Consider the following 24,353-nt stretch of genomic DNA (forward strand, 5'->3'; position numbering starts at 1 on the left):
CATAAACCTTACTTGCTAGCTCTTGCTTTCGTCCATTTATCATTCAGATCGTTAGCAATTTTATCAAGCGGCGTTCCGCCCATCATTTCTTGACCAAGCTTTTTCCAATCCAATTGGATGGCGTTTACATATTTGTTGAAGTTCTCTCCGCCTGGCAGAAAGCTGAACTCTTCCACTTTGTTTGCTTTGTAGAAATCATTCAAGAAAGGAACATCGGCTTTAACGCCCTCCATGACAGAGTTCGCTTGCTTCTTGTTCACATAGAAGGAGTAAGCATCCGAACTGAACATCCACTCTTGGAATTTCTTAGCTGCCTCTACATTTTTGGATTTGTTGTTAATACCAAAGAAGTTGTCCGTAAAAGTCATCACTTTCAGCGGCTCCGTCTCCGAATGACGAGTTGGCAGTGCGAATGCTGCTAAGTCATCAATGTTGCCAACTTTCGATTTGTATTGCGGCAAGTACCAAAGTCCAGCAGCAATCACCGCTGCCTTTTTCGCTTCAAACAATCCAGTCGCTTGGTCATTGCTTAAGCCAAGCGGATCAGCGCCCATTACTTTGGCATCATAGAGGGTTTGAATATCCGTGTAAGCTTTGTAGAAAGGCGTACCTTTATCAAAAGGTTTGTCCATTCCGGCAATTTTGTCGTAGTAGTTTGCGTCGCCGGATGCCAATATCGGCATGAATTCATTAAACGGATAATTCGGCCAGGAATCCTTGCCGCCCATAGCATAAGGCTGATATTTGCCGCTCTTTTTAATCTCTGTTAATACGCTTACAAACTGCTCCCAAGTTGTTGGAACGCTTAACCCTAACTCTTTAAATACACTCGGATGATAGTAAACAAGTTCAGGGAATGAGATAACAGGCAAGGCTAGAATTTTACCATCTACAGCATATTGCTTGGCTTTCGTATTTTTAGCTGTAACACTCAGGTCATTAAGTGGAAGAAGTTCCGCTTTGAAATCATTGATGAAACCAGGCTTCAATTCGATAATATCCGGAAGTTCGTTAGCCGCTAGTCTTACCTTCATCGCTTGCAAATAATCGCCATCACTTTTGAACGTTTCGACTTCCATTTTCACGTTCGGCATAACCGTTGAAAACTCTTTAACCTTTTTAGTCCAGCTATCCAGGAATTCGCTGTCGCTATCCCACATCGCGAGTTTTAATGTAACCGCATTCTCTTTCGCGCCGCTTGCTGCAGTAGGCGCAGGCGAAGAACTGTTGTTCGTAGTTGCCGTATTGGTGCTGCAACCTGCTAATCCAAACGTCAAGGCAATTGAAAGTACAGATGTTACTAATCTTTTTTTCATAGTCTTTCTTAACCCCCTCAGGAATACGTAACTTGTTATTTACACCCTTATCTTACATAAATACAGAATACGCTTTCATTGATATATTTAGTGATTCGCTTGATATATTTTGGGGTTATTCTTTTTTCTTTGAATAATTGTCCCGATATTTCTGAGGGCTCATTCCTCTGTATTTTTTAAAAACGCGGCTGAAGTGTTCCGGGTTTTCATACCCTACTCTGACACCAATTTCGTACATTTTCATGTCCGTTTCGATCAGCCTGGTGGCTTCATTGATCCGCAGCTTTGTCACATATTCAATAAAATGCTCACCCGTTTCTTTGACAAACTGTTTGCTTAAATGACTCTCGGTCACTTGCGCCCATTCACTAACCTGACCCAGTGTAATTGCATTGCAATAATTTTTCTCTACATAACGTTTGACTCTTTCAACGAGCCGCTGCGGATTCTCCTCACGAAATTTATCGGGATGCAGTAAATCGGCGAGGCGAAAAACAAGCTTTTCAATCCACTCGTGTAAATCCTCTCGAAAATTGAATTGTTCCACAATCTCATAGGGTCTGCGCCGCGTTTCAATCACATGTGTCCAGTTCATTCCTTTGGTATGCAGCAATGCGCCGATATTCCATATCAGTTCTTCATAAATCGGGAGAGAGCTTTCCAAAGTTACATTCGGCATTTCACTCAAATGAGTTAATCCTGCGGATAATTGCTGCTGCCACTGGTTGTCTCCCTTTTCCATATGAAACATCATCACGGAATAATCCCACGGTATATTCTGTTGTCTCTCTGTTACACTTACTGTTTCCGGATAATAGACCCGTCCGGGTCCTTCGGAGAACCTCATACTAGCCAAACCTTTGGCTTGATTGTACCTCAGATGCCAGGCTTTCCAGTCTGCGCACGACTCCGACACGCCGATAGACAGCGAGACATTCAGAAAGTTTTTAATCGTATTGCGCAAAGAATCCAACAGTTCCATCACGCGTCCGCGTAAATTTAAATAACTGGTCGAAGACTCCACGCACAGCATAAGCGAATACTCATCTTCTTGCGTTTGCACGAACTCATAGGGAAGTTTGACGATTTCCATTCCTTGTTTAATGATTTTGACGAGATGATCATGATGTTCGGGATCGGGTTGCGCCGTCTTGCTTCCTTCAGGAGACCGTCTATCCGGGAGCAGCGTTATAATGACATGCTGATAATTCGCATACTGGGCAACCCATTTCTGAAAAGAATCGTCCTGGGTCAAGTTAAGACTATAGATATAATCTTTATCGCATAGCAAGCCTCGGAACCACACCTCGCGCTGCTTCATATCCGCATCGTGATTCATTTTTTGCAAGGTTAGAGAAGAATCCGTTCTTTCTTTCAACTGATTGAGGGCTTTTTCAATTACCGGAACGATATGTTTGGGATCGAGGTCCGCTTTCATGATGTAATCTACGGCACCTAGCAAAAAAGCTTTACGCACAAAATTAAAATCTGAGTAGGCACTTAAAACAATACTAAGCGGCGAGTTCGTCAGATTGGCTTCTTGCAGCTTGGATAACAGCGTATTGGCATCCATAATCGGCATGCTCATATCGACGATCATTAAATCAATGTCCTGATGAATCGATATCCGCTCCCATGCTTCATGGCCATCCGCTGCTTCGGCTACTACCTCGCATCCCAAGTCTTGCCACGGAATAATCGCACCCATGGCTAGCCTTACAAGCGGTTCATCGTCGACGATCATAACTCTAAACATTTTTTCATCTCCATTCAGCTGCAAGCTGATCATCGTTCTAATCCTGAACAATCACTTGATCAAATTTGGGCTCGATAATGCCCGGAACTTCATACAGCAAATAGAAACGGCCGCTAACTTCTCCGCGAAACGATATTGGAAAAGACAAATACTCTTTCTTGGACATAATCGGAAGCACCGCGATATCAACAGACAGTCCGAATTTGTCCTTCAACGATACAGCTGTCACAAAGTCTTTTTCAATCAGGATGACCCGGTCATATTTGGTATCGTATAAGCAAAATTTCATAGAATACGACCCCCCTGTCTATTTCTCTATAAAAAAAATTAGATCGTATGCTTATCAGGATTAATCGGTAGAAACGGCAATGTCACAATGACTTCAGTACCGATCCCCGGTTCGCTATGAATTTCCAACCCGTAAGCCTCTCCGTAATTTAAGCGAATTCGATCGTTGACATTGGCAATGCCTATACCGCATAACGATTCCACTTTGTTCTCCTGCAGCAAAGCTTCCATCGTCCGCTGTTCCATTCCTTTGCCATTGTCCGTAATCGTAATGATGAGTTGATCCTCTTGTTTTTCACCTTTAATTTTGATAATCCCCATCGATTCTTTCGCATAAAATCCGTGAATGATCGCATTCTCCAAAATTGGCTGCAAGAGCAGCTTGAGAATGTAAGCATTCATTATATTTTCCTCAAAAGCATACTCCACTTTAAAACGGTCGCCATAACGGACTTTCATAATATGAATATATTTCTCTAAGCTCTGCATTTCATCAAAAACCTGGAGGTAAGATCCGCCGCGATGAAACGTTGAAGATAACAATTTGATAAGAGAATCCGTCATTTCAACCAGGTTGGTTGCTTTCGACAGCATCGCCATGATTTTGATCGCATTTAGCGTGTTCACCAAAAAATGAGGATTAATTTGAGATTGCAGCGCATCGATTTCCGCGCGGTTTTTTAGCTTTTCTTGTTCCTGCTTCTCGATGATAAGTTCCTTAATGCGTACAATCATGCTTTGAAACGTTTTTCCTAATGAATACACCTCCAGAGGGCCTGAAAGTTCCAGATCCACATTTAAAGAACCGCTTTTCATCTTATTCATTTGATAGATTAAAGATTTGATAGGACCGACGATGCTTCTTACAAGGAAGAAGGACACAATTAAAAATAGGGCCAGCCCTGCCGCCGATACGTTCATAATGAATCTATAAATTTGTCTAACCTCGGCCGTCATCTGATCATATTCCGTCATGTAGACGATTTTCCAATCCGTTCGATCCATTGTGAGAAAGGTAACAAACATCTCCTCACCGTTAACATTCGTTTTAAAGTTGCCGTTTTTCTTATCCCGGACTTGCTGGATGGTTTGTTTTTCGATGTTTTTATTTTTATCTTTGCTTGTGTCAAGCATAATGCTTCCGTTTCCGTCCAGAATAATAAAGCTTCCGATTTGGTTGGAAGTAGACTCTGCCAGGTTCTCAAACGATTTGGCTTGTATGACAAAATAGATCATTTCTACATCGCTGAATGACCTTTCATACTGAGGAGCTATCGCTGCGGATAAAATAAATTTATCATTCGATTCGATCAGCGCATTCTCTTCAGAACCAAACAAAAGTACCCGCCCTTGATTCTGCAGGGCTTTCTGGTAAAGAGGCGTTCGCTTTAATAAATCTTCGTTGATCCGTGTGTCAATGTTATGAAAATGAGTTCCCTCGAAAAAGTAGGCGCCCCCGTTGCGGTAGACGAACATCGCCGAAACGACGTCAGGCATATCGTGCAAATAATTTTTCAATTGATTTTCCAGTTGGAAAGAGTTGTAGAATAGGTCTTTGGATTCTGTGCTGCGGTGATAGGAAGTGGCAAGGGATATTAGATTGTTATCCGTGGCAATGGCGGCAATGGTTCTTATGTATCTGCTTTTTTCCTGATCAATGGAATAAGAGACTTGTTCCAAGGTTTGCATGGTGCGCGAGGTAATGTTAGCCAGCAAAATATCTGTGTAAGCTCTCAAAGACAAGGAAGCAACCAACACAATGGGCATGACAATGACAAAAAAGAACATGCCGTACAGGATCGAAGTAATTGGCCATCTTTTTTTGAAAATCCTCATTGTAATGCCCCCCACTCTCATAATGAGATGCTACATTCGCCTATCTGATGGAGAAACTGGGGCACAAGGAAATTTGTGTCAAAGTAGTTGCGCTTTCATCAAATGCAGCTCGTTATTTTGCAAGATTCGACATAATCTAACGCCATTGTAAAGTTAAAATTTGACTTCGTCAATCAGCCAAAACATACCATCCATGAGTGCCACGGATGTTCATGACGAGAGAAGGCATCTCTGCCTTCCCCCAAAGGTTGCTGCCTAATCGTTATGCTTGCACTTTATCCAAAACTTCCAAAATAGCTACCCCATGCGGCTCCAGCACCAACGTACGCTCACAGACTCGATTAGACAATAAATCCCCATAGGATCCCTCATCTAATAGAATCGCTGATTCGTAAGCATTATGATTCAAGACAAAAGTGTACCTTTTGCCGCCTTTCTGTCTGCTCCTGATCTCCACCCCGTAAGGAGCCTGATGAGCAGGGGTCAAATTCAGCCGCTCACACAGCGTTTGGCCGAACTCCTCCAAAAATCTCGAATCAGGGTCTGTTGCCACATAATACGCTTCCCCTTGTCCGTATTTATTCAGGGTGACTGCAGGCATGCCGGCGTAAAAATCGCGTCCATAGACGCCAAGCGCCTCTGCTCCCTCTAGGTGCAGCAAATCACATAATAGTCCGCATTCGTATTCGCCCTGGAGCTTCCCGAACGATTCATGCATGATAATGGCATTGGTCATTTCCGGCTGAAGCGAATCTATTTCCTCAACCCAAATACCTAGCAGATCGCGCAGCTCACCCGGATAGCCGCCAAGCGTCACAAGATCGTTCTCATTCACAATCCCGCTGAAGAACGAAGTGACGAACGTCCCCCCTTGCTTCACAAACGACTTCAGTCGTTCGCTCACTCCGGGTTTCATCATATACATGACAGGCGCGATTACTAATTCATACTTGGAAAAATCACTAAGCGGGCTAATGACGTCTATACTAACGTTGAGATCGTAGAATGCTTTGTAGTATTTCTGAGCTTGCTTGAGATAATCGAGATCAACGTTCGGCCCGCTGGTCATTTCCACGGCATTCCATGTATCAATATCAAAAAGCAGCGCTACTTTGGACTCAGTTACGGAATCCAGAAGCGTATCTCCCAACGACAGCAGCTCTTGCCCCAGTTGTGTACACTCTTTAAAAACCCTGGTGTGCTCATGACCCGCGTGAGCGATCAAAGCGCCGTGGTACTTTTCGCATGCGCCGACAGAACGGCGCAATTGGAAAAACATCACCGTATCCGCTCCGTGAGCGATTGCCTGGTAACTCCAAAGACGCATAACCCCCGGCCTTTTGAGGCTATTGTAGGGCTGCCAGTTTTGCTGGCTTGGCGTTTGCTCCATCAGCATGAAAGGTTGTCCGTCCTTTAGTCCTCTCATGTAATCGTGCCGCATCGCCACATTGCTCATCGGCTCGTTCATTTGAGGATAACTGTCCCATGAAACAACATCCATGTGCTCGGCCCATTTCTTTAAATCCAGACCGTTAAATAGCCCCCATATATTCGATGTGATTTTGATATCCGGCGTAATCGCTTTAATCGTGTCATGCTCGCCTTGGTAACACGCCAAGATAGAATCCGACATAAATCTCTTATAATCCAGCGCGATACCTTGAAAGCATTTATTGTTTCCGTTCAAATTCGTAGGCGGTACGATATCCTCCCACTCATAAACCGTATGAGACCAGAAACTCATATTCCATACATGATTCACGACTTCCAGGGTGCCGTATTTATTTTGCAGCCAAGCTCGGAAGGCCGAAGCACAAGTGTCGCAATAGCAATGCGGTCCGTATTCGTTGCCGATATGCCAAACAAGCAATGACGGGTGATGCCCGTAGCGCTCCGCCAATTTTGCCGCCAAACGCTGAGCGAACATCCGGTAAACGCTGCTGTTCGGACAGAAGTTGACGCGGGAGCCGTGCGTTCGCTTCCTCCCGTCAATATCGACGGGAAGCACTTCAGGATACAGTCGCGACATCCAGGCAGGCTGGGCCGCAGTTGATGTAGCCAAGCACAGAAATATGCCTTCCTTAGAGACTGTGTCAATGATTTTATCCAGCCATTCAAAATCGTAAGTGTCTTCCGAGGGCTGCAGCTTCGCCCAACTGAAAACGGGCAGCGTCACGATATTAATGCCTGCCAATTTGAACAGTCTCATATCTTCTTGCCACACTTCTTCAGGCCATTGGTCAGGATTATAATCGCCGCCATAATAAATGTATGGCAGTTTGTCATTGATCATTGGATTTACCCCCATGTTTGAATAATCGAACAGATCTACTCTTTCATCGCTCCGTCCATTAATCCGGCAAAAATAAATTTACGCAAAACCAAATAGATCAAAATGGTCGGAAGCATGACCAAAATAATAGCGGCTGCCAGCTCATTCCAATAGGTCGCCCGTTCGCCTACAAACGTCATCAAAGCGGTTGATAGCGTGCTTAGCTTCTTAGATGGCATGTATAGATAAGGAATGTACATATCATTCATAATATCAACGGCTTTGATAATCGCCAGCGTAGCCGTAGCCGGAAGCAAGAGCGGGAAAAGAATCGAGCGGAAAATCCGGAAATACGAGGCGCCATCGAGCAGCGCGCTTTCATCCAATTGCTTGGATATTTTCTCAATGAACTGCAAGTAAATGAAAATTTGCATCAAATCCGTACCGGCATAAATGATGAGCGGCGCGAAAAGCGTGTTATACAACCCTAATGACTTAATGGTCTGGAAACGGGCTACTTCCGTGGTGTACGCAGGTACGACGGATGCCACAATGAATAAAAGAAAGATCGTTTTCTTGAAGCGGAAATTAAATCGATTCAGTACGAATGCTGTCATAGCTCCAAGAATCGCATTAATGATTACGCTGGACACCGTAACGCTAAGCGAGTTAATGAGTCCTACCAGCATGTTCGCTTTCTCAAATGCGACCGCGAAATTGTGGAACGACCAGCTCTTCGGAAGCGCAAACGGCGATGTAGCCGCGAGCTCCGGCGATGTTTTGAAAGCTGCGAAAACAACGACAAACAGCGGCACGAAAATAATTAACGTAACGATCGTTAGAATGACATAATAAAGCGTTTTACCGAGGAAGGAGAGAACTCCTGCCTTTTCCAGCTTGCTCGGTTTGATGGCAATCTCTGCTTGGGACAGGCTCATGATGATTTTTCTCCCTTCTCACGGATCAATAAGTTTTGAATGAAACTGAATGCGATGATCATCACCATCAGAATAATAGCCATTGCCGATGCCAGACCGTAACTATTGAACTTAAATGCTGTATTGATCGTGAAAATCGTAAACGTACTGCTTGAAGTTCCCGGACCGCCTTGTGTAACCAGAAATGGAATATCAAATACTTGGAGGGCTCCCCGAATATTCAGGAACAAAATAATTTCAATGACACGGCGAATGCCCGGCAGAACGATATATCGAACCTGCTGCATTTTATTTGCACCGTCAATGGTTGCGGCTTCATACAAATCGTTCGGAATGGACTGGACACCGGCCAGGAATAAGATGATATGAAAACCTGCAAATCGCCATAGCGAGATAGCAACAAGCGAATAGTTCACAATTTTCACATCGCTTAGCCAGTTATGAATCCAACTTTCCAAGCCGACGGCTGTTAACAGCTCGTTGATCGGACCGTTCACCGGGTTGTACAAATAGCTGAAAATGTAAGCGACAGCTACGCCATTAATGATGTAAGGCAAAAGAATGATAGAGCGGAAAAATTCGCTTGCTCTCATTTTGGCATTCAACATAACCGCTAATAAAATCTCAAACGGAATCAGCAAGGCATGGATGATAAAATAAAGCCAGTTGTTCGAAAGCGATTGCCAAACTTGCGACATTTTGAGCGCTTTCAAATAATTGTCGAAACCTACAAAATGAAGCTCCCTGCTGATCCCATTCCAATCAGTCAAACTGTATTCAAACAGCTTCACTGTAGGGTAAATCAGAAACAACAGCAGTAATCCGACCGGCAACGCCAGAAAAGAAAAAACAAGCACTCTCTTTTGCATCATGTTACTCATGTGCTACCCTCATTCCTTGATCTATGATGTTGTAATGACTAGGTATACCCCTTAGATCATTCTTTTGTAAGCCTAATTCTAGAGAGATTGGACACGCTTTCACATGACAATTTTTGTGCTTTCCATTGATAATTTTTGTTGAGGCAGAAAAAAACAACCCGGAAGAATCGGTATTAGGATTCGCCCAGGTGTGTGATATACATGCGATTAAGCCGGATCGGACAGCCCGTTTTCGAACAAGAATTGATCGATATCGAATTCGAGCAGGGAATTAAGCCTTCTCTCATAAGGCGGGAAATCCAGGTCTTTCGTGACTTCATTCGGTACGATGATGCATCGGATACCTGCCGCATTGGCGGCCTTTAAGCCATTTGGCGAATCTTCAAAGGCGATCGTTTCAAATGCATTTACGCCTAATTTGTGCATCGCCAGCTTATATAACTCGGGGTCTGGCTTCACTTTCTTCACATCGTCCGCTGTAACCACCTCATCGAAAAGCGAGTACATCCCGAACGATTTCAAATAACCGCTCACCCAGTCATGAGTCGAGCTGGATGCAACGGCGATCTTCATGCCGCACTCACGCGTCTTATGCAAAATCTTCAGTACGCCTGGTCTCAACTGGGCATTCTCCATGCGAAGCTCATATCTCATTTGCAAAAGAGACTTAATTTGCTCAAGGTCAACCGGATCCTTCGCATGCTCTTTCAAATATTCGTAAGGATTAAATGTTTCAAAAGAAGTGCCGACATGGCGAGCCCATAGCGCCAGCGGCAGGTCCAAGGCATACGAGGCGTACACTTCTTTGAAAACGCGGTACCACGGTGTTTCCGTATCTAGCAGCAAGCCATCGAAATCAAATATAGCGGCTTTCAACATGTCATGCCCCCTTTCCGTCATCGTTTAGAATCGGCTTTCGGTATGTGCTGCTTTATACGCCAAATATTCGAACTCAACCGGACAGCCTGCTCCTTGCGGCGACTGCGCCACAACTCCCGCCCGGCATTCCGCGGAATTCTGCATGCCGAAGTATCGAACGAGCGTCCAATTGGCGCCGTCCGGCGAATAGGAAAAAGTGATGCATTCGTTTTGTTTGATAACGCGCAAGTAAGGATTCTCAACGACGACACGCTCCGAATTGCAATCGTCGGATATGCCATCTCTCGTAACGACAGAAACAATAATCGCATACTGACCGTTGAATTCGAAACACAGCTTGGCCCAGTTCCGCTCGTCCACCATAATCATTAAACAACCGGAATCATAGATATGCCGCATATCGACACGCAGCCTGGTCATTAGCTCAAAGGAATCTCCCGCAGACCAATACAAGAACGGCGCTGAATCGGCATAGTGTTTGCCAGCCGGATCTTGAAAAAAGTCAGATTTGGACGGAGCTTCAACAGCCAGTCTGCCCTCCTCTGTAAACCTATATTGTTCTGGAGGATTGAGCCATTCAAGTTTCTGTCTTGTTTCTTCCCCAAATAAATTTGAAATCATCGTTCTTCTCCCATCGTTAATGATTGCTTAGTAGGCTTGCCGGTCCCTTTGCCTATGGGATATGCCAAGGCGAATAGGCTGGCATAGCCGATAAAAATAATAACGAACAGCAAGGAAGGCTTGAAGTTATAAACGAGCCCCGAAATATACCCCCATGGAATCGCTACAATGGACATAACGACCTGGATGGAGGAATATAAATCCGCTTTGTCGTAATGACCAAGTTTGTTCATGAGAAGGGAGTCCCTGAACGTTAGGAGCAGAAAAGTTCCTGCCGCGAGCACGGTTGTGACAATAATGAGCATTAGCGAGCTGCCGGCGGGAATAGACAGAAACAGCAAAGCCCCAACTGCACATACGGCTAACGACAGCTTGACATACGATGCTTCATTTCGTTCTTTCAATCGCGGCATGACTGCGCTATACACAAGTATCGTCGTTACTGCCGTAATAAAAGGGATCCATGAGATCATCCTGTCACCGAAACCAAGCTGTTCTTTCAAATAAATAACCTGAAAAAAGTTCAGCTGCAGGACGATATTTGAAATAACCGTTATCAGAATGATCGGCAGCATCTGTCGATTGCGCAGCGACTGACCGAATAAGCGGAAACTTTGCATAACTCCGCGAACGATATGGGTATCGCTATGCGTCTGAATCATCACTTTTCCGGCCTCGGTCTCTTTCGTCAAGTAATTCCGTACGACGAACAACACCGTCATACTGATGCCGCCAATGAAATAAACGACACTTATCGTCGGCATAATGCCATATTTGTGAATGACTCCTCCCGCGAGAGGAGCCAGTACGCCTGCCGAAATAATAATCATATTCATAATGGCAAATACAAGAGAGCGCTGCTTCTCATCCACATCCTCTATGATCAGCAGGTTGAACGCGACCGTGACGAATTTGGAGCTTGCGTTCAGCAAGTACGCAATAAGGAACAGCCAGAAATTGTTTGAAAATGCCCAAATAAACATGGGGATACTCCAAGATATCAGGTCAAACAAAAGTGTCGTCCGTTTTCTGCCCCATTTGTTCGTGACAGCTCCCGCAAACATCTGGAACACAAAAGAGAAGTACAAATTAACCGAGTTGAGGATCCCGATCTGAATGTCGCTCAAGCCGGCCCCCTTCATATACAAGGGGGCGTAGAACAAAACAATCGTGCCAGGAATCGCCCACAACGGCTCCAACCAAATGGAATACCGCGGATTGTCGGGGAGCTGGCGAAACTTTGCAAAGTTCATAGATTCACCTTAACATACTAGAATTGTTTTAACGGAGCTCATGGGACGCGGTTCGCCCGTGCGCATGTGGTAGCCCATCGTTTCGTTGAAGGCATGCTCATATTGCTCCAACGCCACCCTGGACGTGATCATTCGTTCCAGCTCGGGCATACTTTGGGCGAACTGAAGTGCCATGCCTACAATTTGATGAACGGCAACTTGACCGATCACGTTCACCCCGTTATTGATGAAATCCGTAGGACGAATAGAAACCTCATATTGCTCGTTGTAGCCCATGGGGATGATCCGTCCGCCTTTTCCGATGTACGCAAGCGCCGTATGCAGTTGATTGCCCACGGCATCAACGACGATATCAAACTTGCGGTGATTGTTCATAGCCAGGACCGATTCAACGGACATCTCCTCTGGATGGAACACATGATCGGCAATCCCGCTTGCAAAGCTGCGGCGGTAATCATCCGGCTCTGTCCCGACTGTCAGACGGCCCAGACGTTTACTGACAAGCTGACACAATGATCCGATAGCTCCGGAACCGAGGACGAGCACCGCGTCGCTAGGCTTGATATTGGCTTTAAGAAACGTATTGAGCACACAGCCAAGCGGTTCGATCAGCATAGCCGTTTCCCAGCTCATCGTATCCGGTATTTTGTACATGTATTTCTCTTCTCCGACGTAATATTCAGCGAAAGTGCCGTGAATCGTCATCCCTACCTGATGCTCTTCAAAATTTTCACAATAGCAAAATTGACTCAATCGGCAAAAGTGGCATACACCGCATGCTTGCGTCGGATCAATGATCACGCGGTCGCCTACGCGAACACTCCGCACCCGTTCGCCTACCTCAACCACCGTGCCCACACCTTCATGCCCGATAACCGTTCCTGCATTCGCAAAAATTTTTCCCTTTATTACGTTTAAATCCGTACCGCAAATGCCTGAACCGTAAATCTTTACTTTCACCTGTGTCGCTGATTGAATGACAGGCTGATCCATCTCGATCAGCTCTACGGTTTTGGGAGCTGTATATACCAGTGCCTTCATCCTTCCTGCCTCCTTTAATCATTCATTAGAGCGACATTCCCTTCGCTCCATAATCGCAATGCAGACTCAATGGACATTTGGACACGGTCCAGATCGTCTTTCGTATGGCAGTCGGAAAACACGAAATAACCTTTGCTAAAAATCCCATCTGCCGCCAGATGTTTGACCAAAAACTCGCGAAACGGATCCTGGTAAAAATGAGGAACGTTTAGCTGACGTATGCAAAAGCTTGCGTAAGTCCCTTGCAGCTCGAGATCATGCAATCCGAGCGACACGATCAGCTCTTTCAGCCGCTTGATCATGAAACCTGTGTTGTCTCGCCAGCTCGGCCAGACGGGAGCCTGCTCCATTAATTGCTCGCAAGCGATAAGCGCGGCAAAAGCAATCGCTTCGCTGGCATGGGCAGAGCTGAACTTTACGTCTGCAAGCAAGGGCATCCACGGATCACCGCCCATAATGACAGCCAGAGGCAGTCCGTTCGCCATTCCTTTGGACAGGCAGAGAATATCGGGCCAAATATCGTATTCGCCTGCGGTTGCCTGTTTCCCCATTCGTATACCCGAAGTGACTTCATCAAAGATGACGGTTACCTTCCGATGACGGCAGTCTGCTACAACCTTTCGCAGCTCTTCCTTCACCCACTCGTTCGGACACAGCACGATACAGGCAATATCTTCGGCTTCCGAAGCCAATACATCCATGATGGCGTCTGCGCCGCTATTCACCCAGTTTGTCGTGCCACGAATCGAAAACGGTATTCCCAGCACTGCGGCATTTTGCCCGTAATATCCATATGCCGACCAATCGTGCCAACCATGATATGCCGTTGCAATAGCCTTTGACTTGCCGTTATAGGCTCTGGCAGCACGTACTGCGGCACTAACGACGTCTGCTCCTCCCTTCGCAAACTTCAAAGACTTGTAGCGTCCCCCAAATCGCTTCAACAACCTCTTAGCCGCTTCCAGTTCCAAATCTGACGCTGTCGAGAAGCTCGTTCCTTTGGCCAATTGCCTAATAATTGCATCATTAACTTCTTCCCGGGCATGACCCCAAGACACCGTCCCCATTGCCATCTCGCAATCCAACCATACATGACCATCCAGATCCGTAAATCGCGAACCCTTCGCTTCCGCACAGCTTATTGCCGTATAACCCGGAAACAACCGGTCAGGACTTTTGGCAAGCGTGCTGCAGCCTCCGGGAATAATAGCAGAAGCTTCTTCCAGCCAATCCAGACTCTTGGTAAAGTTCATCTGTCGTGCAGACTCTTTCATCATTCACCCCCCTGACTATCGAACCTTCGTTCCTGGCCAGCAGCTCTCATAGATTTGGTTGATCATAACTACATTGCCATATAAATCAATGATCAGATCCTCAGACGAGACATTGCGTCGTATCTCGATCCAATATCGGTTGTCGAGTAAACGAGTGAAATTATCCACTAGAAACAACAGTCTTGACGAAGAATGAATCAGCTCCTTGCCCAATACTTGCGGAAGCCAGATCGCTCCGTTGGACTGAAAACGGCTTGAATAATCGTACACATCCGTCAATGAGACCAGCCCCGATTTGCGCAGATGATCCCAGAATGCATCCGCATCGCTGCGCACCTCTGCCAAGTCAATTCCAGTGAAGGTCAATCCCTGTTTTAATTTGTTGGAGGAAAGCCGGCTTTTCAAATTCGAAAACGTAAAGTCCCAGATATCGCTTTGTATGTCATTTCCCCACTTTTTCCAAAATCTCGCCAAGTTGTTCTTGCGATTGAAACTTCGATGAATGCCGCTGCTTCTTTCCCAATGATAAGCGCGAATCTCAGGATTAATCACGGTGGAATAACCGGCCGCTTTCGCCCTCATCTGGTAATCGAAATCTTCATAGCCGTTGAAAAACTTCTCGTCCAGGTAACCGACTTTCTCAAAAACTTCTCGCTTCATCGCGAACATCGCAAATACAACCATCTGTACGTTGAATATCTCCTGCGGGATATCTTCCAACGTTGCATTCAAGAACAAATGCCGTCCGATCGTATCCGCAAATGTAATGCCACAGTGCTGAATGCCTCCCGTCTGCGGGTAGAGCAGCACACCGCCGGCCATCCCTATCGTAGGGCTGCTGTTAAGCGTTGCCTCCATCTGTTCTTGGAATTTCAGATTAAGAATAATATCGGAATCTAGAAAATAAATATAGTCGCCAGTTACGGTGGACAACGCTTCGTTAATTGAAACCGCACACCCCCTTGGATATTCATGACGAATAATTTCGACCGCTACCCCAGCTGGCGCTTCCCGCTGCAATCGTTCCAAAAGCTCTTGAACCTTTTGCCCGGAACCATCGTTAATGAAAATAATTTGAGTCGAAGGACAAACACTCTTCATAAGAGATTCCGTAAATAAAGTTAGAATGTTAAAATCCTGATTGACCGGAACAACGATAGAATGCTTCATAATCATCTTCCTCCCATTTCTTGATACGAATTTCAACAGTTACTTTGAAAATTGACCGCAAGAAAATAATTAGGCGACTAGAAACAGACTGTAAAAAATTGCAAGGCAAAGGACTAAACTGGCATGTGTGTGCGGTTCTTGACTGACTTGCGGAGGATGAGCATCTTGATGCGGGGAAAAATGAACGTTCTTTAAACTTCTTTATTTGGAATTTATTTCAATTTCATCTTACACTAGAGAGAGATCCCTTTTCATTGATATTTTTGGGGTTATTACTTACTCGCATGACAAAAATGTTCATGGATTTGGGACATGGAGGTTAAAAAACCTAACATTTCATTATCTCAAAGGATGGATGCGATGGATTTGTAATGACCTGATTGCACGAATGGGAACTATGATCCGTTATATTCAGTAAAAACAGCCATTTGGAAAATCAATGGGAACTATGGTCCGCTATCCCTCCGATTTTAAGCTAAATGCAGCCCATCAGGAGTAAATAAGGCCCTGTAGTTCCACTCAGAATCTGAAAACCATCTGTTCAGCAAAAATATCACCCTTTAGTTCCTCATCATGGGGGGAATCCAGCAATGGCGCCTCTACAAATAAAAGCCCCCATCACAAAATGATGGAGGCTCCTTATTCTAAGCAGGCATTGGCGTCTTTGTCGGATTTGCATAACCTTTTTTATAAGCATTATCAATCGTTTCACGAATTTCTTTTAACGTTTTACCTTCCTGCTTCATTTTGATCGACTGAACGGCAATTTGCAAGCATACTCCGCAACGGGTACCATGGTCATCCCACACGACGGAACCATCTGTATTTACTTCCTTTATAAAACAGTTCATATTGCTGGTATGTCCGGCGCTTTCACCACACCCACAGTAACATGGCATCCATTTTAAGATTTCCGTTGCCTTCCCTGCTGCTTCATACACCAAACGTATTTGCTCATTTTGCGATTTTAAGAATGCAGGCAGAACATCTACTGATTTTGTTTTCTCTTGAATATCGCCATTTACATGATGATCATTAGCCGGGGTATTCCTATGTGAAGCTTCTTTTGGCGAACCACAAGCAGAAAGCACAGTTGCTATAGAAAGCATAACGATCATTTGTTTTAACGAATTTCTCACTCGATCACCTACTGCCAACCCATAATTTACTACTCATTATAACAGAAATCATGTCTTTTAATGAATCCCACAACATGATCTATTTTCTCCACCAAGCGTTCGACGGAATTTCCTTAGCAGCTATCACAACAGTTTCGCCGATTTTTGGAGTTGCGATCTTTACCTTTTGTTCTGTTGCTGCTTTCGTGACCCGTTCTATGGGATCGGTCCATAAGTGAAAGGCTAGCGTGAACGCTCCCCAATGAATAGGAATCAAGAGCTGTCCTCTAAGATCAAGATGAGCTTGCACGGTTTCTTCAGGCTTCATATGAATCAAAAACCTTTCGTCGTATTGCCCACACTCCATCATTGTCAAGTCAAACGGTCCGTAGGTATCACCGATTTCCTTAAAGTGAGGACCATAGCCGCTATCTCCGCTGAAGTAAACCCTCGTCTCACGTCCGACGATTACCCATGAACACCACAGTGTAGAATTACGGTTAAATAGCCCTCTTCCGGAGAAATGCCTCGCCGGCATACAAGCCAACGTAAGATCCTCGATCACTAGCTCTTCATACCATTGGTGCTCGGAAATTTTTTCTGAAGCGACTCCCCATTTGATCAAATGCCGACCTACTCCTAATGGCACGATAAATCGATTAGCTTTGTCCTTTAGTTTACGAATTGAAGAATAGTCCAAATGATCATAGTGGTCATGGGATAAAATTATCGCATCAATCGCGGGAAAATCCTCTGGCTGGAGAGGCAGATTCTTACTGTATCTTTTCGCACCAACCCAAGGAATTCGTGTGCCTAGCATTGGATCAAAGAGAAGTCTTTTACCCTCTATTTCAAGTAGAAAAGCCGAATGGCCAAACCACGTTACACGTGTACCATTCGGAACAGTAATTTCGTCAGCTAACCGAAAAGTCTCTACATCAATATTAGCTGCAGGTTTTAGTTTCGCAGTTTTAAATAGAGTATCCCTTAGTAAGCTGAATATTGTTGTTAAACCCATTCTCATATCGGTCGGAATCTGATTTTCATATTTTTCCATGGTTATCCTCTTTCGTTCATTCACCGATCATTTGTGTAAGGCACGCTTTAAAGCCGTATTATATCCTTGTACAATTCTCTGGCTGATTTCAGCAGCAGGAAAGTATTCTTCGAATCCGTGAAAACATCCGGGATATAAATGAAACTCTGTTGGCACACCCGCCTGCGTTAACCTTAATACATAATCGATTGTTTCATCACGAAATGGATCTAAGTCACCAACACATGTGTATGTCGGTGGAAGTCCTGACAAATCGGTTGCACGTGCTGGAGCAGCATATTGGGATACTTCACCTATTTCCCCTAAATACATTTTCCACCCAAATTGGTTTTTTTCATTATTCCATACTCTTCTATCTGTTATTTCATTACTGGACTTAGTAATGTTCCGATCATCAATCATTGGGTAGAGAGGCATTTGGAATACTATTGAAGGTCCCTTTCGATCTCTGGCCAAAAGGGAGAGGGCAGCCGTTAAACCGCCTCCGGCACTTGGACCAACTACTGCGATTCTAGATGAGTCAACTCCCAGTTCTTCAGCATTTTCAGAGAACCATTTGAGTGCAGCATAGCAATCTTCGAGTGGGGCCGGAAAAGGATGTTCTGGCGCAAGTCGATAATCCACTGAAACGATGACGCAATTGAGTTCGGATACTAGTTGCTGCAAAGCAGGGTCCATCATATCAGCAGATCCAAGGATAAAGCCACCACCATGAATATATAGAACACCTGGAAGGGTTTCATTCTTCACTCTTGGTTCATACATTTTGATCCGAACAGCTGGATTCCCTTCTGCTCCTGGAACATGTTTCTCTGATGTTAAAACTGCATCATTAACGGGCAGCGATGCAGCTATACCAGCAAACATCTCGTTCATCTCGTTCCTTTTGGCACCTAAATTCTCTTGGGTATAAATGACTTCTGGTATAAAAGAAAACATTTCTTTCATTTCCGGGTTTATTTTATTTTCCATAATCCAACCATCCTTCGTTTATAGTTACTTTCCTTGACTATTTCTCCATGCTGTTTGCCCCAACAGTTCCCGCAAGGTAGTCATGTACGTTTCTTCCGACGTGGTCCATCTCAGTCTGGCAGTTTCTTGCGCATCCGGACCTGCAAGAAAACGTAGTTGGTCAGACTCATCGTTAACAGCCGCGTAAATATGACCGGCAACTTGGTTCTCATCTGACTGACCAAATGGAAAGTTCATCATGCATTGCATCATGTGATCAAAATAAGACTTGTACGATTCTGGAACAGACGCATCTTGGGATGTGGACATGGTGTTCGACCCGAAGCTCGTCGAAAGCATGGCACCTGGCTCCACCAGTTTGAGTGAGATATTTTGCGATTCAAGCTCGTAGGCTAGCGATTCCGACAATCCTTCAACTGCATGCTTTGACGCGGTATAGACCGAAAATAGCGGGACTGATGTAAAGCCTATGTTCGAAGTGACATTTATAATAGTTCCGCCACCTTGCCCGCGGAAATAAGGCGTAATCGCTTGAATGACGTTCATCGTACCGAAGACATTGGTCTCAAAAACCCCGCGGATAGCATCCATTGGTGTTGATTCAAACACCGAGATGATACTGACTCCAGCGTTGTTCACAACCGCGTCTATCTGGCCAAACCTGGCGATTCCTGCCGCAATCGCGGCCTCGATGCTGGCAGGATTAGTAATATCGAGCGCCGTTACAAAAATCCGTTCGGGATATTCCGTTGCCAAGCTCTGGTCCGGTTTGCGCATCGTCGCAACCACGTTCCATCCCTCATAAGCAAACTTCCTTGCTGTCGTATTTCCTAATCCCGTCGAACACCCCGTGATCAATACCGTTTTTGTCATATAACTATCTCCTTCGAATCATTTTTTGTTGTTTCTTTCTTAGCTTACCGGGTTGGAGTGCCTCTAAGTCAATTCCATATCTCTACTCCTTATTGGTAAAGGATTGTATTTGACTCGATGTAAGTTCTGATAATAAAATAAGCTTGAGTAACTCTAACCAAAACAGGCGGTGATTGATATCTTATGGGTTATTCTATGAAGGAAATTTCAGAAAAAATGGGCATTTCTCCATATACACTTCGTTTCTATGAGAAAGAAGGCGTGTTGCCTATTGTTGACCGAGATGCGAATGGGGTACGCATGTTTAGTGAACACTACATCGACTGTATTGAGACGGTACAAGCCCTGCGCTCAACAGGTTTACCACTAGCAGAAATAAAACAATATGTGGAGCTTTATAAGAGCGGGGATCGTACATTGCAAGAAAGGAAAAAGCTGCTGGTACACCAAAAAAGCAAAGTTGAGGAACAGATAGCACTTTTATTTAAAACCATGGAAAAGATCAATTACAAGTTGGCGTTAATCGATGTCCAAGATAATAAATTTGAAAAACTGCCGTAATCCTTAAAATCTAATAGATTAACGTTTGCAAAAACAAAAAAGCTAGATAAATCAACGAACTGATTCATCTAGCTCCATTATTAAGTTTCAAACATGTACCGCTATTTGCCTCATTTGTCGACCAGATCAGTCTCAACTATGACCATTACTCACTGTTCTGCTCTAGTCGTTTAAACTTTATACGCCCGCATCGCCTTGCGCAGCTCCCGCCATGATGGCCGTTTGCCATACATAAGCACGCCTGTGCGGTAGATTTTCGCTGCAACCCAAGACATTGCGCCAATAGAAGCCAATTGAATGGTGATCGACAACCATATTTCCCATATCGCCGGAGAACTCATACCGATGCGCAGGAACATGATGAGCGGTGAAAAGAAAGGGATGAACGACATGGTGACGACGAATCCGGCAGTCGGGTTGTTCAAACCGAAGATCGCGATCATAAAAGCGGCTACGATCAGCATCGTCACAGGCATAATAGCCTGCCCTACTTCCTCCGTTCTGCTCACTAGCGAGCCTACGGCCGCAAAAACGGTAGCGTATATGAAGAAGCCTAAGAGATAGAAAATCAAAAAATAAACGATGAGGGAAACCTGAAGGTCCTCCCATTTGAGATTTAGCTGCGAGACAAGCTTACTGCTGCTCGATAAACTTAAATTAACGGCACCGACAGCAATGGTGAGTGCGATCTGTGTCAGCGCCAGCAAACAAATGCCAACGATTTTGCCGAACATCTGCTTAAGCGGCGAAATGCTTGTGATGAGCAGCTCCATCACGCGAGAGCTCTTCTCGGCGGTTATTTCCATAGCTACCATATTGCCGAAGCCAATAACGCCCATATACAGCATAAACAGCATGACATATACGAGCGCATAGGACATCACCATTTGTGATTCGGTTTTACCCGCAGTTCCTTCATTGTTCATCAAAATTTGAACCGTTTCTAAGGATACGGGAGCTTGCATGTTGGCCTTTTGCTCGGGCGCGATTCCGGCTCCTTGCAGCGCTACATCGGTTTTGACCAGCTGCAGGGCGGTCTGAAGCTTGTTTTTGAGCGAAAACTCCATTGTTCCTTCGGATTTGTAGACCGCTTTGGGGAATCCGGCAACGTTATTATCCGTGAACTCCAGGTAGCCCTTAATTTTCTTCTCCGCAATTAGCTGCTTCGCAAGCGTCTCATTCGCAGCGGCGCTTCCTGCGTCTTGTAAAGGAATGATCGAAATATCCGGGTTCTGCTGAGTATTATAAAAGGTGGCCAGCTTGCCGGCTACTTCCGCTTGCTTCCCAGCGAACACACCAATTTTCGTCGCTTCATGCGAGGATACTTTATCTATAATGGTTGGCAGATGTATAAGAACGGATAAGAGTACAATCAAAATCAGACTCATTACGCGAAATGATTTGGAACGAAAGCGGCTCAAATAGGTAAACTTGATAACGGTCAGCGTACTATTCATGTGTCTTCCCCACCTTTTGAATAAAGATTTCGTTCAGCGTGGGTTCCATGATTTGAAACCGCTGTATATTGGACTGCTCCATCGCATGTTTCAAAATAAGCTGCGCATCTGCCGAAGAGTCTATGCGAATTTGATAGCCGTTTCGCAGTTCCTCTACTGAAGTGACGCCTGGGAGTCGCTCCAAGCCCTCAATACGCTGCTCGGTTTGCAGCGTGATTCTCTCTTTTGGAAACTCCGATTTTATCTGCTTCAGGCTCCCTTGTAAAATCGTATTCGAGCGATGCAGAATGCAAATATTCTCGCAGAGCTCCTCGACATGATCCATGCGATGGCTTGAAAATAAAATCGTTTTTCCCTCGTCGCGCAAGCTTTTCACCGTCGTTTTCAGAAGCTCCGCATTTACCGGATCAAGCCCGCTGAAAGCCTCATCGAGAATTAAAATTTCAGGATTATGTATAACGGCAGCGATAAATTGGATCTTCTGCTGATTCCCCTTGGACAGCTCCTCAACTTTCTTATTGTAGTACTCCGGCACTTCGAATCGATCCAGCCAAGATTTAAGAGCTGCATCCGCCTGCTTGCGGCTTAGGCCGCGCAGTTCTGCTAAATATATGATTTGTTCGCTCACTTTAATTTTGGGATATAAGCCGCGCTCTTCCGGCAAGTAGCCCATAAGCCTCTTCAGTTCCTCACGATACCCTTGCCCTTTCCACAAAATGTTCCCTTCATCGGGATAAATGAGGCCTAGCACCATTCGCATCGTGGTCGTTTTCCCTGCCCCATTGGCACCTAGCAGACCATAAATCTCCCCCTGTTGTACACGAAAATGAATAGCGTTCACAGCTGTCTTCTCACCGTACTGCTTCGTAACGTTTTCTACCGAAAGCGGGTATGTCATGTCCTGAACCTGCCTTTCTTACAAAAGTTGCTTGCTTATCTTGCTTATAAGACCATCTTACATCATGTTGGAAAACAAAGGAAATTTAAAAAACCAAAAAAGCTGCTCAGCCACTGACAAAATGCCAGAAAGCAGAACAGCTTCGAAAGAAAAGACGTCACTCTTTTTATAGACCAAAAATAGCATCAATAACAGGCTTCGTCGTTCCGCCCGGGTACATCAAGTAGAGCAGTACATAAACCAATACACCGGTTGGTGCGGTAAGGAGCCATATAATTGCCGCTACTCGACCAATTTTCTTATGCTTAAGAAATTTGTTTTTGTAGGCCAGCCAAAGTGTCACTAATCCGAGGACACCGCCAACCGTTGCCAAAGCAATATGGAAAAATAGGAATAAATGATAGGGCAGCTTCAAACTTTCAGGTCCGCCGAATGCCGTGTTGCCTTCAAACAGCGTGCGTGACATATAAATGATGAAGAACGCCAATGCGAAAATGGCTCCAAGAACCATCAGTTTTTGATGGGTTTCCCGGTTCCCTTTTACAATATGATACCAGCCGAAGCCGACAAAAATGGCGCTGATTACGATAAACATCGTGGAAATCGTTGGTAAAATGTGCATCTCCCTTAATCCTTTCTCCTAAGCGTGATTCCAATTCCCGCCATGATTGTTGGGGATCTCTTGTGTTTCCAAAAGCTCCACATCGTCTTCTTCCCTGCGCTCTCTGCGATACCACCGGAAGAAAATATACGCGAGCGTTGCTCCATAAACAACTTCCTGGATAATCTTCATAAGAACACCACCCAGTTGTTGATCATCAAGAGTAGATAAATGGTTGAAAGGCACAGTGACATTCGCGTACATGTCATAAATGACCGTATCTGCGAAAATAATAAGCGCACAAGCTGGTGTCAGCAGTATCCCGTTACCAAAGATGTAAGCCATCTTCTTCAAATCATTCAAGCGGTTCAATTCAGGCAGTGGACAAAAGACTGGGAACCACATCATAAAAGCTGTAAACAGCAGCACCGTATGATAACCGAAGAGTGACAAATCATTCTTCATTAAGTAATCCATAATCAAAGGCATATGATAGATAGAGAAGAGCATGTTAAACAGGAACAGGGCAATCAACGGTCGGGTAAAAAATGTGAGTATGACGCGGAACACGATATTTTTCATGAACGAGCGCATGATCCACTCCGGTGTTCCAACCCATATGCAAATCGGTACGATTAAATACAAGATGGTTTGCTGCAGCATATGCATACTGAACAAGTAGTGATGGCCGATATAATTGATCGGACTTCCTTGGCCAATATAGAATAAGGCAAGACCAATGAAGAAAGAGGCCTGCTTCGAAACCGAAACTGGTTCTGCGGTTCTCCCATTCCCCATAGCGACAAAGCGACGATATACATATCCGACAACGACGATCACCAACAGTAATACCGGACTCCAAAGTTCGAAAAATCCACCAATTTGGCTCATAGCTGATCTCTTTCTCCTTTCAACTCATGGTAAAAAAAGAGGAGGCACTTTGCCTAGACAAAGTTGCCTCTTCCTAGTGGCTTACCACCAAACCCAATATACGGCCATAATCACGCAAGTCAGAGCTACGAAAGCTCCTCCCCCTAGAAAGATCAACGGGAATAAGTGGCCTCTTTCTTTGGCGTGCATCCAGAAGAACAACTGGATAGTCGCTTGCACAAGACCCAAAGTGACGATGAAGATCAAAATAAACGAACGATCCAGGTCTCCGTAGAGAACGACTGCGAATGCAAGCATTGTCAGCAAGATCGAAATAATGTAAGACAAATAGTGGTTCAATGGAGATTCATGCTTTACTCGTTTGCTAGGTGCGTGTGTATCATGAGAATTGCTGCTCATC

General features: G+C 44.9%; 23 protein-coding genes. 1 reads left to right on the forward strand and 22 read right to left on the reverse strand.

Annotated features, from left to right (window positions below; genetic code table 11):
- Window positions 1–8: 8 nt before the first annotated feature.
- From GC097_RS27075 to GC097_RS27155, 17 genes are all read right to left on the reverse strand, one after another.
- The gene (locus tag GC097_RS27075; RefSeq protein ID WP_171686405.1) at window positions 9–1,316 is read right to left on the reverse strand and encodes an ABC transporter substrate-binding protein; all 1,308 of its coding nucleotides are present in this window, start codon (window positions 1,314–1,316) and stop codon (window positions 9–11) included.
- A 115-nt stretch (window positions 1,317–1,431) separates the two neighbouring features.
- Window positions 1,432–3,072, reverse strand: coding sequence for a response regulator transcription factor (locus GC097_RS27080; RefSeq protein WP_171686406.1), 1,641 nt, complete (start codon window positions 3,070–3,072; stop codon window positions 1,432–1,434).
- Window positions 3,073–3,109: 37 nt separating this feature from the next.
- The gene (locus GC097_RS27085; protein WP_171686407.1) at window positions 3,110–3,361 is read right to left on the reverse strand and encodes a hypothetical protein; all 252 of its coding nucleotides are present in this window, start codon (window positions 3,359–3,361) and stop codon (window positions 3,110–3,112) included.
- 38 nt (window positions 3,362–3,399) lie between these two features.
- Window positions 3,400–5,196 (reverse strand): sensor histidine kinase, encoded by a 1,797-nt coding sequence (locus GC097_RS27090; RefSeq protein ID WP_171686408.1) that lies wholly within the window; start codon window positions 5,194–5,196, stop codon window positions 3,400–3,402.
- A 262-nt stretch (window positions 5,197–5,458) separates the two neighbouring features.
- Window positions 5,459–7,489, reverse strand: coding sequence for a beta-galactosidase (locus GC097_RS27095; protein WP_171686409.1), 2,031 nt, complete (start codon window positions 7,487–7,489; stop codon window positions 5,459–5,461).
- 35 nt (window positions 7,490–7,524) lie between these two features.
- Complete coding sequence (locus GC097_RS27100) at window positions 7,525–8,406, reverse strand: carbohydrate ABC transporter permease (protein ID WP_171686410.1); 882 nt, start codon at window positions 8,404–8,406, stop codon at window positions 7,525–7,527.
- Window positions 8,403–9,287, reverse strand: a complete 885-nt coding sequence (locus GC097_RS27105; RefSeq protein ID WP_171686411.1) for a carbohydrate ABC transporter permease — start codon at window positions 9,285–9,287, stop codon at window positions 8,403–8,405. The genes GC097_RS27100 and GC097_RS27105 overlap by 4 nt, the downstream gene beginning before the upstream one ends.
- Before the next feature lie 207 nt (window positions 9,288–9,494).
- Complete coding sequence (locus GC097_RS27110) at window positions 9,495–10,166, reverse strand: HAD family hydrolase (protein WP_171686412.1); 672 nt, start codon at window positions 10,164–10,166, stop codon at window positions 9,495–9,497.
- Window positions 10,167–10,190: 24 nt separating this feature from the next.
- Window positions 10,191–10,787: a DUF1349 domain-containing protein gene (locus GC097_RS27115; RefSeq protein WP_171686413.1), complete on the reverse strand. Its 597-nt coding sequence runs from the start codon at window positions 10,785–10,787 to the stop codon at window positions 10,191–10,193.
- Entirely contained in the window at window positions 10,784–12,040 is a 1,257-nt protein-coding gene (locus GC097_RS27120; protein ID WP_171686414.1) for an MFS transporter, read from the reverse strand. The genes GC097_RS27115 and GC097_RS27120 overlap by 4 nt, the downstream gene beginning before the upstream one ends.
- A gap of 9 nt (window positions 12,041–12,049) precedes the next feature.
- Window positions 12,050–13,081 carry a zinc-dependent alcohol dehydrogenase gene (locus GC097_RS27125; protein ID WP_171686415.1) on the reverse strand — a complete coding sequence of 344 codons (1,032 nt, stop codon included), beginning with the start codon at window positions 13,079–13,081 and terminating at the stop codon, window positions 12,050–12,052.
- A 14-nt stretch (window positions 13,082–13,095) separates the two neighbouring features.
- A complete protein-coding gene (locus GC097_RS27130) occupies window positions 13,096–14,355 on the reverse strand; it encodes an aminotransferase class III-fold pyridoxal phosphate-dependent enzyme (RefSeq protein WP_246294471.1) in 1,260 nt (419 codons plus the stop codon).
- A gap of 15 nt (window positions 14,356–14,370) precedes the next feature.
- A complete protein-coding gene (locus GC097_RS27135; protein WP_171686417.1) occupies window positions 14,371–15,525 on the reverse strand; it encodes a glycosyltransferase family 2 protein in 1,155 nt (384 codons plus the stop codon).
- Window positions 15,526–16,169: 644 nt separating this feature from the next.
- Complete coding sequence (locus tag GC097_RS27140) at window positions 16,170–16,643, reverse strand: PCYCGC motif-containing (lipo)protein (protein ID WP_171686418.1); 474 nt, start codon at window positions 16,641–16,643, stop codon at window positions 16,170–16,172.
- A 100-nt stretch (window positions 16,644–16,743) separates the two neighbouring features.
- Window positions 16,744–17,700 (reverse strand): MBL fold metallo-hydrolase, encoded by a 957-nt coding sequence (locus GC097_RS27145; protein WP_171686419.1) that lies wholly within the window; start codon window positions 17,698–17,700, stop codon window positions 16,744–16,746.
- A 27-nt stretch (window positions 17,701–17,727) separates the two neighbouring features.
- Window positions 17,728–18,672, reverse strand: a complete 945-nt coding sequence (locus GC097_RS27150) for an alpha/beta hydrolase (RefSeq protein ID WP_171686420.1) — start codon at window positions 18,670–18,672, stop codon at window positions 17,728–17,730.
- A 24-nt stretch (window positions 18,673–18,696) separates the two neighbouring features.
- Window positions 18,697–19,545: an SDR family oxidoreductase gene (locus GC097_RS27155; RefSeq protein ID WP_171686421.1), complete on the reverse strand. Its 849-nt coding sequence runs from the start codon at window positions 19,543–19,545 to the stop codon at window positions 18,697–18,699.
- Between the two features lie 195 nt (window positions 19,546–19,740).
- Between GC097_RS27155 and GC097_RS27160 the strand changes: the two genes are divergently transcribed.
- Window positions 19,741–20,106, forward strand: a complete 366-nt coding sequence (locus GC097_RS27160; RefSeq protein WP_246294472.1) for a MerR family transcriptional regulator — start codon at window positions 19,741–19,743, stop codon at window positions 20,104–20,106.
- A gap of 170 nt (window positions 20,107–20,276) precedes the next feature.
- On the opposite strand, the gene GC097_RS27165 is transcribed toward GC097_RS27160, so the two are convergent.
- The 5 genes from GC097_RS27165 to GC097_RS27185 all read right to left on the reverse strand — a co-directional run bounded on the left by GC097_RS27165 (window position 20,277) and on the right by GC097_RS27185 (window position 24,352).
- The gene (locus tag GC097_RS27165) at window positions 20,277–21,563 is read right to left on the reverse strand and encodes an ABC transporter permease (protein ID WP_171686423.1); all 1,287 of its coding nucleotides are present in this window, start codon (window positions 21,561–21,563) and stop codon (window positions 20,277–20,279) included.
- Window positions 21,556–22,461 (reverse strand): ABC transporter ATP-binding protein, encoded by a 906-nt coding sequence (locus GC097_RS27170; RefSeq protein WP_171686424.1) that lies wholly within the window; start codon window positions 22,459–22,461, stop codon window positions 21,556–21,558. Before GC097_RS27170 ends, GC097_RS27165 begins: the two co-directional genes overlap by 8 nt.
- A 166-nt stretch (window positions 22,462–22,627) precedes the next feature.
- The gene (locus GC097_RS27175; protein WP_171686425.1) at window positions 22,628–23,083 is read right to left on the reverse strand and encodes a DUF420 domain-containing protein; all 456 of its coding nucleotides are present in this window, start codon (window positions 23,081–23,083) and stop codon (window positions 22,628–22,630) included.
- 18 nt (window positions 23,084–23,101) lie between these two features.
- On the reverse strand, window positions 23,102–23,953 hold the full coding sequence (locus tag GC097_RS27180; RefSeq protein WP_171686426.1) for a cytochrome c oxidase assembly protein: 852 nt from the start codon (window positions 23,951–23,953) through the stop codon (window positions 23,102–23,104).
- Window positions 23,954–24,034: 81 nt separating this feature from the next.
- Window positions 24,035–24,352, reverse strand: a complete 318-nt coding sequence (locus GC097_RS27185; RefSeq protein WP_171686427.1) for a cytochrome C oxidase subunit IV family protein — start codon at window positions 24,350–24,352, stop codon at window positions 24,035–24,037.
- Window position 24,353 lies beyond the last annotated feature (1 nt).

The sequence above is a fragment of the Paenibacillus planticolens genome (assembly GCF_013141725.1).
In the GTDB taxonomy this organism is placed as follows: Bacteria; Bacillota; Bacilli; order Paenibacillales; family NBRC-103111; genus Paenibacillus_E; species Paenibacillus_E planticolens.